We start from the raw sequence: 12,488 nt of genomic DNA on the forward strand, positions 1-12,488 counted from the left end.
TCAGATCAGGCGGGTGCGCAGGGCCTCGCGCAGCGGGCCGGTGAGCCCGATCGCGCTGAGGTAGCCCTCGGTGCCGCCGTAGGTCTCGTGCACCGAAACGTCGGCGGTGCGCAGGTACTCCTCGTGCACGCCGAGCAGGTCGATCGACAGTGCCCCGTCCGTGGCGATCTTCGGCTCCAGCATCATCCGCAGCGGTTCGACGGCGGCATTGCTGGCGAGGTAGTCGGTGTAGACGTCGTCCTCGGTGACGCCGACCGCGCGCAGCACGGTCGCGACCGCCCAGCCGGTGCGGTCCTTGCCCGCCGCGCAGTGCACCAGCGCGGCGCCGTCGCCCTCGGCGACGGAGGTGGCGAGGCGGATGATCGCCGCGTGCGCCTCCGGCATCACCGGAAACAGCCGGTAGACCTCGATCATGTGCGCCCGCGCGGAGGTCTTCTGCGCCTCGTGCGGCGGCGCCTCGCCCATCCTGGAGTCGAACGGGGTGACGTGCAGGCGCACGCCGTCGGGCAGGGTGTCGTGGCCGATGTGGTCGATCTCGGCGAGGCCGCGCAGATCGTGCACGTCGGTGACGCGCAGTGTGCGCAGGGTGTCGTGGCCCTTCGCGTCGAGTCCGCTCAGCTGAGCCGAGCGCAGCAGCACCCCGGGGCGGGTCGTCGTTCCGTCGGCGGTGCGCAGCCCGCCCACATCGCGGAAATTGAAGGTGCCGCTGATGGCGAACTGGTCGGCAGGAGGCGAGAGAGTCACTTGTCCAGGTTATCGACGCGACGCCGGGCTCCGCGATGGAGTTCGCGGATCCGACACGCACTGTGTGGTGTCCGTTCCGCGGAGTGCCACTGTGCTGTCGCCCACAGACACCCGGGGGCCGCCCGCGGTGACTTGTACACTCGACCAGGGGTCAGATGATGGCGTGGGGGTGCCGGATGCTGGGAATGCGAAGTAATTCAACCGTATGGTCGGTTTTACAAAAGGTCGCATTCGGATAACAAAACAATCTTTCAGTCTGAAAAGGACGGCTGAATCAGTTCGTGAATCCAGAAAACCTTCTAAGATCGAGCTCGCTGGATAGGTTGATCGCACCTGATCGATCTTCTCCACTTAGCTCGCATCGCCGCGGGCAGCGAAATTTGTTGCCGAGGAGTTGTCGTTGAGCGCCAGTCGTGAACTTACCGAAACATCCGTGCGACCTGCCGTATGCCTGGCCGTGGAACAAGCCGCCGCGGGATGCGACGCCACCGGTATCCGGGCGCTGCGCATGCTGCTGCACGCGGGCATGAGCGCCTACTGGCCGTTGGTGAAGGCCACGCCCTCCCGTCAGGTCGAGGCCTACGAGGCCACGCTGCAGACGCTGCGGCAGCGATGGTCGCCCGCGGGCGGCAGCGTCGGCGACCCGACCGCGGCCGCGCTGTTCCATCAGCTCGACGACGAGGCTGCCGCCTTCCTCGGCCTGTGTGCCGAGCGCTCGGGCACGCAGTGGCTGGAGCCGCTGGACTCGGTGGCCACCTACGTGGTCTCGGTCCTCTACGGCGCGGTACTGCGCTGGCTCGCCGACGGCAACGACGAGACCACCCTCGTGGTGATCGACGACCTGGTCGGCTGCCTGACGCTCAAGGCCGTCGAAAGCTGACCCGTCCGATGCTGGACGACTGACCAAATTGGTGGTTCAGTAGTCGCGTGACCCAGACGACACCGCTGCCCGGTCTGCACGCGGCGACCGCCGAACTCGACCCGCCGCTGGCCGCTCTCGACCTGACCGCCCTCGACGCCAATGCCGCCGATCTGGTCCGCCGCGCGAACGGCGTCGCGGTCCGCGTCGCCAGCAAGTCGGTGCGCTGCCGCGCCGTGCTCGAACGCGTCCTCGGTGCCGGCCTCACCGCGCAGGGCGGCTTCGCGGGCATCATGGCCTACTCGCTGCGCGAGGCCATCTGGCTGACCCGCCTCGGCGCCCGCGACATCCTGCTCGGCTACCCGGTCACCGACCGGGCCGCGCTGGCCGAACTCGCCGCCGACCCGCTCCTGCTCGGTTCGATCACCCTGATGATCGACGACGTTGCCCAGCTCGAACTCACCCGTGCCGCACTCGGCACCGATCTGGTCCGCCCCCGCGTCTGCCTCGACGTCGACGCCGCCCTGCGGATCGGCCCGCTGCACCTGGGCACCCGCCGCTCGCCGGTGCGCACCCCCGATCAGGCCGCCGTGCTGGCCACCGAGGCACGCAGGCGCGGGTTCGACGTGGTCGGCGTGATGACCTACGAGGCCCAGATCGCCGGCCTGCCCGACAGCAACCCCGCGGTGCGGGTGGTCAAGCGCCTGTCGGCCGTCGAGATCGGCCGCAGGCGCGGCCAGGTGCTCGACGCGGTGCGCATGGTGACCGGGCCGCTCGAGATCGTCAACAGCGGCGGCACCGGGTCGATCGAGGTGTCGATCACCGATCCCGATGTCACCGAGGTGACCGCGGGGTCCGGGCTGTATGTGCCGACCCTGTTCGACCACTACCGCTCGTTCACCCCGCGCCCCGCGCTGTTCTTCGCCACCCCGGTGCTGCGCAAGCCGACCCCGACCATCGCCACCGTGTTCGCGGGCGGCTACATCGCCTCCGGTCCGGCGGGACCGAGCCGGGTGCCGCTGCCGGTGTGGCCCGCGGGCCTGAAGCTGCTGGGCTCCGAAGGCGCCGGCGAGGTGCAGACCCCGCTGGCGGGCGGCGCGGAACTCGAGATCGGCGATCGCGTGTGGTTCCGGCACGCCAAGGCGGGCGAGCTGTGCGAGCGGTTCGACCAGATCCACCTGGTCGACGAATCGGGTTCGCGGACAACGGTTCCGACCTACCGCGGCGAGGGTCGGTGCTTCGGCTGAGCCGGCCCTAGCCGAGCAGTTCGGTCACCTCGTCGTCGGCGAGCTGATGGAAGTCGCGGTAGGCCAGGCCGACTCCGCCGAGTTCGGCGGGCGTCCACAGGCAGACCAGCTCGTCGCACTCGTGCCGGACCCGGCGCACGGCCTCGGGCGAGGACACCGGCATCGCGACCACCAGCCGCTCGGGATCCTGGGCCCGCGCGACCCGGCACGCGGCCACCACGGTCGCGCCGGTCGCCATGCCGTCGTCGACGATCACCACGGTGCGCCCGGTCAGCGGAACCGGATCGGTCGTCCGCAGCGCGTGCCGCCTGCGGGCGAGCTCGGCGCGTTCGACCCGCTCGACCTCGTCGAAGGCGTCCTGGGAGACTCCGCTGCGGTCGATGACGTCCCGGTTCAGCACGAGCACACCGCCCTCGCCGAGCGCCCCCATCGCCAGCTCCGGTTGCCAGGGCAGACCCAGCTTGCGAACCAGCAGAACGTCGAGCTCACCGCCGAGGACCGAGCACACGCCCGCGGCCACCGGGACACCGCCGCGGGGGAGCCCGAGCACCAGCGGATGCGAGTCGCGCAGGTGTTCCAGGGCCGTGCCGAGGACGCGGCCCGCCGCTGCTCGATCCGGGTAGACCACGTCTCGAACGCTACTCCGCGACGGGCTCCGGTGATACGCGCTCGGTGATCGCGAAGCGGCGCAGCGCCAGGCTCGGGTTGGCGGTGCGGACGCGGGCGATGTGGGCCGGGTCGATCGTCGCGGTGAGCACGCCCGGCTCGTCACCGAGTTCGGCGAGAACGGCACCTGCCGGGTCGACGATCATCGACGCGCCCGCCCCGCGCGGCGCGCACTGATCGGCGGCCGCCACGTAGATCGTGTTCTCGATCGCGCGGGCGCGCAGCAGCGTGGTCCACTGGTCGACCTTCGCCGGGCCGGGAATCCACTGCGCGGGCAGCAGCAACACGTGGGCGCCCGCCGCCGCGACACGCCGACATCCCTCCGGAAAACGGAGATCGAAACAGGTCTGCATGCCGAATATCACACCGTCGATCGCGAAGGTGGCGGGCGCGACGAGCGGACCGGCCTCGACGACATCGGATTCCAGATGGCCGAACGCGTCGTACAGATGCACTTTCCGGTACACCGCGACGCGCGCGCCGTCGGGCCCGTGCGCGACGAGCGTATTGCTGATCCTGGTCGCTCCCGGCGTCGGCTGCTCGACGACACCGGCGACCAGAGAGACCCCGAATTCCGCGGCGAGAGCACTGAGTCCGGTGGTGAACGGCCCGTCGAGGGGTTCGGCGATCGCCACCACCCGCGCGTCGAGCCGGGTCACCGCAAACATCGAGTATTCGGGCGCGAGCACCAGCCGGGCACCCGCCTCGGCGGCCGTGCGGACGTGCTCACGCAGCGTCGCCAGGTTGGCCGCGGGGTCGGTCTGGGGAGCGAATTGGACGACCGCGATCGGCACCGCGTCCGGTGCCGGTTCCTGATGCGCTGACCCGTTCTGCAGTTGCATAGGTCTCACCGTATTCACCCGGTGGCCGGGACAGCTACCGTCAGGCAGTAAACTGCTGGTCAATGAGTACCAATGAGGTCGACAGCGTTCCTGCCGACGACGACAGGCACGAAGAAGGCCCGACATTCGCCGATCTCGGGATCGATGACCGCGTCCTCGCGGCCATCGCCGACGTGGGCTACGAATCGCCGTCCCCGATCCAGGCGGCGACGATCCCCCCGCTGCTGTCCGGCGCGGATGTGGTCGGCCTCGCCCAGACCGGCACCGGCAAGACCGCTGCCTTCGCGATCCCGATCCTGATGGGTCTGGACACCGCCCAGAAGAAGCCGAGCGCGCTGGTGCTCGCCCCGACGCGTGAGCTCGCCATCCAGGTCGCCGAGGCCTTCGGCAAGTACTCCTCGCACATCCCCGGTCTGCACGTGCTGCCGATCTACGGCGGGCAGAGCTACGGCGTGCAGCTGTCGGGCCTGCGCCGCGGCGCGCACGTGGTCGTCGGTACGCCCGGCCGCGTGATCGACCACCTGGAGAAGGGCACGCTGGATCTGACCCAGCTGCGCTACCTGGTGCTCGACGAGGCCGACGAGATGCTCAAGATGGGCTTCCAGGAAGACGTCGAGCGCATCCTGCGTGACACCCCGAACGACAAGCAGGTCGCGCTGTTCTCCGCGACCATGCCGGGCGCGATCCGCAAGATCTCCAAGCAGTACCTGAACGATCCGGTCGAGATCACGGTCAAGTCCAAGACCCAGACCAACACCAACATCACCCAGCGCTATGTGCAGGTGTCGCATCAGCGCAAGCTCGATGCCCTCACGCGCGTCCTCGAGGTCGAGGACTTCGAGGCGATGATCATCTTCGTGCGCACCAAGCAGGCCACCGAGGAGCTGGCCGAGAAGCTGCGCTCACGTGGCTTCTCCGCCGCGGCGATCAACGGTGACATCGCGCAGAACCAGCGTGAGCGCACCATCGGTCAGCTGAAGTCGGGCGCGCTCGACATCCTGGTCGCCACCGACGTGGCCGCGCGTGGTCTCGACGTCGAGCGCATCTCGCACGTCGTCAACTACGACATCCCGCACGACACCGAGTCCTACGTGCACCGCATCGGCCGCACCGGTCGCGCGGGCCGCTCGGGTCAGGCGCTGCTGTTCGTCGCGCCGCGCGAGCGTCATCTGCTCAAGTCGATCGAGCGCGCCACCCGGCATCCGCTCACCGAGATGCAGCTGCCCAGCGTTGACGACGTCAACGCGACCCGTGTCTCGAAGTTCGGCGACATGATCACCGAGAACCTGTCCTCGGACAATGTGGCGCTGTTCCGCAAGCTGATCGAGGACTACGAGGCCGAGCACAACACGCCGCTGGTCGACATCGCGGCGGCGCTGGCCGTCGGCGGCTTCGACGGCGACAACTTCTTCATGGAGCCCGAGCCGGAGCCCGCGCCGCGTCGCGAGCGTGATCGGGACCGCGACCGGGATCGGGAGCGTGCCCCGCGCCGCTACGACGACGAGGACGGTGGCCCCCGTCGTGCCCCGTCGTTCTCCCGGGAGAGCGGCCAGGAGCTGGCGACCTACCGGATCAGCGTCGGCAAGCGGCACCGTGTGGTGCCCGGCGCGATCGTCGGCGCCATCGCCAACGAGGGCGGCCTGCGCCGCAGCGACTTCGGGCACATCAGCATCCGGCCCGATTACAGCCTCGTCGAGCTGCCCGCCGACCTGCCGAACGAAACGCTGGAAGCGTTGCGCCGCACCAGGATCAGCGGTGTGCTGATCCAGCTGCAGCCCGATCAGGGCCCGCCCGCGCAGCGGCTGAACTCGCGCGGCCCGCGCCGCGATCGCGAGGCGCGTCCGCGGACCGAACGGCGCAAGCCGAGGTCCTGACGCCGGGCGCCTTCGCTGGATCGGCGAAGGCACACCCCGTGGCGAAGTTCGACATGTCCGCGGGTAGCGCCCGCCTCGGCCGCGGTGCTGGTTAAGGTGTTTGCCGTCGGGTGTGCGTAAACACAGGAGGGCCGCGTTTGTTCGTGTCCGGTGATCGGGTGATCGGTGCCGTCGGCGACCTCGTGCGCGCCGCGGACTGTGAGTTCGCGCTGCTGCGCGCCGTCGACGCGGCCCTCGGCAACCTCCCCGGCGCGCCGGACGCCGCTGCCTCTGTCATCCGCACGGCCGAGGTCGCGCCGGAGTTGCTGCGCCACTTCGGTGACGCCCTGATCCGCATTCCGTCACCCGAGGTACCGGGCGCCACACCGGCCGCCCGGATCGCCGCCCTCACCACCGCCGCCGAGCAGACCATGGCGGCGCTGCACGACGGAGCCGCCGCCATCCACGGCGCGATCTTCTTCGACGGCCGATTCGCCTGCGGTGCCGGCCTTCTGGTCCGTGATTCCGGATCCCAGCGCTACACGCTGCACACTGCCATCGGCTCTGCCGAGGTCGGGGTGCCTGCCGAGCTGCGCACCGATCGCCCGTCGACAGAGTTCGATACGCCTGCGGCGCCGCACGCCGGGGCTGTGCCGGTCGAGGACTGGCTGTCAGAATCCGACGTCCACCCGCGTGGTGGCATCGGGCCTGACCTGCCCGACGATGTCGACTCCCCGGTGGAAGCTCAGGGGCTTGCGGTCGATGCCGCCGCGGTGGAATCCGTCGAGCAGACGGTGTCCGAGGCGACCGATGCGCGATTCGGTTCGCCCTCGGAGGATTTCCGTGCGCTGCGTCGCGAGCTTGCTACCGGCCGGACGCCGTTCGAGCGGGCCACCGCGTCGGTCGGTGCGCTCGAGGTCGACATACCGCGCGAGTCGTTGCGTGCCCGGATCGCGTTCGCGGCGTGCGCGGAGGCGCTGACCACTGCGGGGGTCGGCCTCGAGCCGTGGGCATTCCTGTCTACGCCGGCCGGCGTGCAGCGCACGCGGACCGAGGAGCTCAGGTCGGTGTATCTGGCGCGTCGGGCGCGGGTTGAGCGGATTGTCGAGGAGAAGCTGACCGAACTGCTGCCGGTGCAGTGGGGGGATCCGCGCTACCTCGCGTGTGGGCGGTGCGCGAGCTGTCGCGTGGCCGCTGCCACCGCGCGGGATCTGTTGCTGGTGGCGGGGGTTCGGCCTACCCAGCGGGCTCGATTGCGCGAAGCGGGCGTGCTGACCATCGACCGGCTCGCCACGACGACGACCCCGGTCGCCGGGCTGGCTCCGCGCACGGTGACCGCGCTGCGCCGCCAGGCCGAGATCCAGGTGCAGCGGGAGCGGACCGGCGAACCGGCTTTCGCCCTGCGCGACGCGACCGCGCTGGGTGCGCTGCCCGCGCCGAGCCGCGGCGATCTCGCGCTGATCGTCGACGTCGACGAGCGCGGCGCCGTCACCGCCGTCGAACTGTCCGACGCGAGCTCGGTCGTCTATCGGCCCACGATCAGCTGGGTGCGCGGGGCGCAGGAATACTCGGATCGGTTCACCGCCGCCGGCTCGGGTGACGTGCTCGACGAACTGCTCGACATCATCGGTGACCACCGCGCGGCGGACCCGAATGTGCGCGTGTACCACTACGGTTCGGCCGTCAGGACGGCGCTGCTGGACTGGTCCGGCCGCCTCGGCAGCGGCGCCGACCTGCTCGACGAGCTGCTGGCCGACGGCGCCCTGTTCGATCTGGCGCCGATCGTGCGCACCGCGCTGCTGATCGGCGAACAGTCCTACGACACCACCGGCTTGGCCGGGCTGTTCCCCGCCACCGAGAGCCGCGCCACCACGGTGCTCGCCCTGCGCGACTGGCTGCTCGCGCGCGCCGCCGACGCGGGTGTCGACGTGCCGGGCACCCGGTTCGCCGTCGCCGAGTCCGACGCGCCGCCGTCGCTGCGACCTGGTTCGCTGGAAGCCGCGCTCGCCGAATTCGCCGCGGCCGCCGAGGGTGACGCGGCCCGCGCCGCCGCCCTGACGGCCGCCGTCCTCGGCTACCACCGCCGCGAACGCCAGCCCCGCTGGTGGGCCCACATCGACCGCCTCGGCCACCCCGTCGGCGAATGGGCCGACGCCCCGGGCGTGCTCGTCGCGGAATGGGGCACCGTCGACACCAAATGGCATCGCACACCCCAGCTTCCGACGATGCGCCGCTACCTGACGCTGACCGGCCGCCTCGGCACCGGCGCGACGCTCACCCCGGGCACCCAGATGGTCACTATCTACGACGGCGCCGCCGCCGCGGGTATGACCCAGACCCTCGGCCGCCGCGCCACTGCCACGGCTACCGTTCTCGGCTGTGCCGTCGACGCGAACTTCGACGACACCGTCCGCCTGGAGGAACTGCTCCCCGCGGGCTGCCCGCCCTACGACGACCTCCCCGCGGCCATCGCCCCCGGCCCGCCCGACGGCGAGGCCGATATCGAAGCGGCACTGGAGTTCACCGCCCAGGACCTGCTCATGACGCTGCCCGCGGTCCCCGAGACCGCCGTCTACGACCTGCTCCTGCGCCGCGCGCCCCGCCTGCGCGACGGGATGGCGCTGCCGCAGGTGCACGGCGACATCGCCGCGGCACTGGCGAACGCGGTGGGCGCCCTCGACGCCTCGTATCTGGCCGTGCACGGCCCGCCCGGCACCGGCAAGACCGGCACCACCGCCCGGGCGATCGAACGGCTCGTCACCCGGCACAAGTGGCGGATCGGCGTGGTCGCGCAGTCACACGCGGTGATCGAGCGGATCTTCGACGCCGTCGTCGAGGCCGGATTGCTGCCCGAGCTGGTGGCCAAGAAGGACGTCGCCTCGGTCGGCCCGGAATGGTCGGCCATCGACGCCGACCGGTACCCGCGGTTCCTCGACAATGCCGTCAACGGGTGCGTGATCGGTGGCACCACCGCCGATTTCGTCGACGACACCCTGATCGCGCCGGAGGCGCTGGACCTGCTGGTCATCGCCGACGCGGGGGAGTGCTCGCTGGCCGACACCGTCGCCGTCGCGGTGAGCGCGCGCAACCTGCTGCTCATCGGCGATCCGGTGCCCTCGCCCGCGCAGGCGGCGCATCCGGAGCGGGTGCAGGTCTCGGCGCTGGAATGGCTGTGCGACGGCGCCGCCACCCTGCCCGCCGAACGCGGCTACTTCCTCGATCGCACCTGGCGCATGCATCCCGCGGTGTGCGAGCCGGTGTCGGCGAGCTGCTACGACGGCAAGCTGCGGGCCAGCGAAACCATCACCCTCGCCCGGGATCTGGCCGGTATCGCGCCCGGCGTGAGCACCGTGCTCGTCGAGCATCGCGGCAGCGCCACCGAATCCGATGCCGAGGCGCGCGAGGTGGTGCGCCGGGTGCGCGCCCTGCTCGGCGAGACCTGGACCTCCGGTGGCCGGGCGCGCCGCCTGCATCCGCACGACGTGTTCGTCGTCGCGCCGTATGCCGCGCAGGTGGCGCGGATCCGGACCCTGTTGGCGCGCGCCAAGATCGAGGACGTCCTGGTCGGGACGCCCGACCGGTTCCGCGGCCGCGAAGCCGCCGTCGTCGTGCTGTCGATGACCACGTCCACGCCCGCCGACGCGCCGTTCGGAATGCGACCGCTGTTGTCGCGCACCGTGATCCACGCGACGCTGTGCCGGGCGATGTGGAAGGCGATCGTCATCCGCTCGCCGCTGCTCACCGAATACCTGCCGGACACCCCGGAAGAGCTGGCCGCGCTGGCCGGCTTCCTGCGGCTGGGCTAGCCGGTCACACGCTGCGCAGCAACCTGCGCAGCCAGTCGGCCGCGCAGTCCGGGGTCGCCGGGGCGATGTCGACGTGATGGGCCGCGTGCACCAGATAGCGCCCGTCGCCGGTGACATCGATCCAGGACAGCACGCCGGTCGGCGCTTCGTCCCGGCCCGCGCCGACCAGGATCTGCCCGATGCCGCTGCGTGGACGCTGCAGCAGTTTGCGGATGCGGGCGGCGTCGGACGGTCCGGCGACGGGCGCGGTGACCAGGTCGCGGCTGTCCTCGCGGACCTTGGCCGCGAGTGCGGAGATCCGGTTGCCGGTCCCGGCGAGCTGCGCGGGAATCCGCGAGAACACCTGGGCGGCAAACCGTTTCGTGCTGCCGACCTGGACGTGGACGCTGCCGCCGCGGTCGTCCGTGCTGCCCGGTGCCTGCACGGCGAGCACGGCCACGTCACCGGTGACGGCACCGAGCATCCGGACCGGCGCGGCGGCCTGCCCGCAGACTTCGACCCGGATCTCCGGCTTGGCGAGCACCCGCAGCGCCGCCGACAGATCGGCGTCCAGGGTCCTGGCGCACCAGGCGTCGAGCGCGGGCTGCTTGGCCGTGCGTTCGGCGGTGTCGCGGGCCGAGGCGCGCACGGCGAGCGGATACGGGATCCGGTCGCCGTCGATGCGCGCCCAGGCCAGCGCGAACTGGTCCGGCGTGAGGTGCCAGTTCACCCCCGCTCGGTCCACTCACCGAGCACGGCGGGACTGGTCGGCTCCATCTTGCCGATCAGCGCGTTCACCTCGTCGGCGGGTTCCAGATAGGTCGGCTCCTCGTCGAGGAACCGCAGGAACTCGTCGTCGTCTTCCTCGTCGTCCTCCTGCGACGGCTGCGGACGCGGACCGTTCGCCGGGCGGGTCGTATCGGCGGCCATCATCGCGCCGCCCATCATCCCGCCGATGGCGCCCGCGCTCATGCCTGCCGCGGCGTCGCCCCCCGCGGCGGCAGTGTCGTGACCGGTCGACGCCGTCGCGGTGTCCGTTCCGGAGCTCGTAGCGCTGGTGGACTGTTGCGCGCCGGTCGAACCCGTCACGGCGGGCTGGGCCGATGCGGATTGGGTTGCCGCGTTCGAGGTTTTGTCGTTCGCGGGCTGACCGGCGGAGGGACGGTCGCGGCGGGTTCGTGGGTTCGCCGAGGGGACGAATCCGGCCGGGGCGGTCGAGGCCGGGCTGGCCGCTACCGAGGTCGTGGCGGTGCCGCCGCTGTTCGACTGCGCGACCTGTGCAACCTGCGTGGGTGCGACCGCAGCCGCGGCAGTCGCGGTCGGCGCAACGGAAGTCCCTGTCGGCGTAGTGTTTCCGCTCACCTGCGCTGCTGCCGCGGCCGTTGCGTCCTCGGCGCCTGCCGTATCCGCGGGGGTTCCGGCAGCCGAGGCGGTGTCAGTCGCGGTCGTGACCGGTGCTGTCACGGCCCCAGGTCCGGTGGTGGCCGGAGCCCCCGCGACACCATTCGGCACGGCCGCAGCGGGCAGAGCCCCTGGCTCCGTGGTGATTTCAGGGAACGACGGCACCCCGGACCCCGTCGGCACGAAAGCCCCGGCGTAGATCGTCTCCATCGCCCGCACAGCGTCGAGGCGAGCGTTCTCGGCCTGCCGCACGATCGCGGCATTGTCGGACGCCTGCTGGGAATCCAGCAATGCCGCGGCCGGATCAGGCTGCACACCGTCGGGTTCCGCGATCGCGGCACGCACCGACTCGGCGGCATCGCCCGCCTGACTGAGCCGAACGCCGACCGCGGTCAGCACATCGGCGATCCGCCTGCCCGCCTGCTCGAAGTCACGCACCGCGTCGCTCGCCTGCTGGGCGGCGGATCCACGCCAGCCGTCGGCGATGGCGGCCCTGATCTCGCTGTGCGCGTTCTCGACCTCGTCACCGAGCCCGGTCGACGCGGCCAGGAACACCTGGCCCGCACCGGCCAGCGCCGCCGGATCGAGCTGCCGGACAGCCTGATAGATCTCGTTGTGCGAGAGATTGTCGAAGACCTCGACGGTGGGGCAGTAGTCAGGATCGGTGCCCGGTGCGGAAATACTACGCATGGCTCGCTCCCGGAACCTCGATCGCGGCGACCGCGCCAGCCAGCGCCTGATCACCCTCCTGATAGGCGACGCCCGCGGCACGGAAGACGGCGGCGAGCGCCCGCGCGGTGCTCGCGTAGGCGCGCAGCTGTTCCAGCGCCTCCCCCGCTTTGCCCTCGAATCCGGTGCGCAGCGCGGCACCCGAGGCGAGTCCGCCGAAACCGGGAATCACCTCGGCGCCGCCGAGCGCCTGCACCTGGGCCTCCACCGCGGCGGCCAGCCGCTCGTAGCGCTGGGCGCAGCGTTCCGGTGCACCGTCGGCGACGAGCACGCCGTCGATCCACAGTCCACCCTCGTCCACGGCCTGGCCGAGGGCCGCCGTATTCGGCAGCCCCGTTCGATTCGGTTGCACCGTTCCCCCT

At 71.2% G+C, this 12,488-nt stretch carries 10 protein-coding genes; 4 read left to right on the forward strand and 6 right to left on the reverse strand.

Annotation, left to right across the window (positions count from 1 at the left end; translation table 11 throughout):
* Complete coding sequence (locus tag IEY60_RS10425) at positions 1 to 744, reverse strand: tyrosine-protein phosphatase (RefSeq protein WP_189026500.1); 744 nt, start codon at positions 742 to 744, stop codon at positions 1 to 3.
* A 433-nt stretch (positions 745 to 1,177) separates the two neighbouring features.
* Between IEY60_RS10425 and IEY60_RS10430 the strand changes: the two genes are divergently transcribed.
* On the forward strand, positions 1,178 to 1,624 hold the full coding sequence (locus tag IEY60_RS10430; RefSeq protein ID WP_229739692.1) for a TetR family transcriptional regulator: 447 nt from the start codon (positions 1,178 to 1,180) through the stop codon (positions 1,622 to 1,624).
* Between the two features lie 47 nt (positions 1,625 to 1,671).
* Positions 1,672 to 2,850, forward strand: coding sequence for an amino acid deaminase/aldolase (locus IEY60_RS10435; protein ID WP_189026502.1), 1,179 nt, complete (start codon positions 1,672 to 1,674; stop codon positions 2,848 to 2,850).
* Positions 2,851 to 2,857: 7 nt separating this feature from the next.
* Here the strand turns inward: IEY60_RS10435 and IEY60_RS10440 are convergent, their stop codons facing one another.
* On the reverse strand, positions 2,858 to 3,478 hold the full coding sequence (locus IEY60_RS10440; RefSeq protein ID WP_189026504.1) for a phosphoribosyltransferase: 621 nt from the start codon (positions 3,476 to 3,478) through the stop codon (positions 2,858 to 2,860).
* Between the two features lie 10 nt (positions 3,479 to 3,488).
* Positions 3,489 to 4,358 carry a carbon-nitrogen hydrolase family protein gene (locus IEY60_RS10445; protein ID WP_189026506.1) on the reverse strand — a complete coding sequence of 290 codons (870 nt, stop codon included), beginning with the start codon at positions 4,356 to 4,358 and terminating at the stop codon, positions 3,489 to 3,491.
* 62 nt (positions 4,359 to 4,420) lie between these two features.
* Between IEY60_RS10445 and IEY60_RS10450 the strand changes: the two genes are divergently transcribed.
* Together IEY60_RS10450 and IEY60_RS10455 are read left to right on the forward strand one after the other, a co-directional pair.
* Positions 4,421 to 6,232 (forward strand): DEAD/DEAH box helicase, encoded by a 1,812-nt coding sequence (locus IEY60_RS10450; protein WP_189026508.1) that lies wholly within the window; start codon positions 4,421 to 4,423, stop codon positions 6,230 to 6,232.
* Between the two features lie 143 nt (positions 6,233 to 6,375).
* Complete coding sequence (locus IEY60_RS10455) at positions 6,376 to 10,017, forward strand: bifunctional RecB family nuclease/DEAD/DEAH box helicase (RefSeq protein WP_229739765.1); 3,642 nt, start codon at positions 6,376 to 6,378, stop codon at positions 10,015 to 10,017.
* 4 nt (positions 10,018 to 10,021) lie between these two features.
* Here IEY60_RS10455 and IEY60_RS10460 read toward each other — a convergent pair whose 3' ends face one another.
* From IEY60_RS10460 to IEY60_RS10470, 3 genes are read right to left on the reverse strand one after another with little or no spacing between them, the layout of a single operon-like run.
* Positions 10,022 to 10,726 carry an ESX secretion-associated protein EspG gene (locus IEY60_RS10460; protein ID WP_189026510.1) on the reverse strand — a complete coding sequence of 235 codons (705 nt, stop codon included), beginning with the start codon at positions 10,724 to 10,726 and terminating at the stop codon, positions 10,022 to 10,024.
* Positions 10,723 to 12,087, reverse strand: coding sequence for a WXG100 family type VII secretion target (locus tag IEY60_RS10465; RefSeq protein ID WP_189026512.1), 1,365 nt, complete (start codon positions 12,085 to 12,087; stop codon positions 10,723 to 10,725). Before IEY60_RS10465 ends, IEY60_RS10460 begins: the two co-directional genes overlap by 4 nt.
* Positions 12,080 to 12,478 carry a hypothetical protein gene (locus IEY60_RS10470; RefSeq protein WP_229739693.1) on the reverse strand — a complete coding sequence of 133 codons (399 nt, stop codon included), beginning with the start codon at positions 12,476 to 12,478 and terminating at the stop codon, positions 12,080 to 12,082. Before IEY60_RS10470 ends, IEY60_RS10465 begins: the two co-directional genes overlap by 8 nt.
* Between the last annotated feature and the right edge of the window lie 10 nt (positions 12,479 to 12,488).

It is taken from the genome of Nocardia rhizosphaerihabitans (assembly GCF_014646295.1).
Lineage (GTDB): Bacteria > Actinomycetota > Actinomycetes > Mycobacteriales > Mycobacteriaceae > Nocardia > Nocardia rhizosphaerihabitans.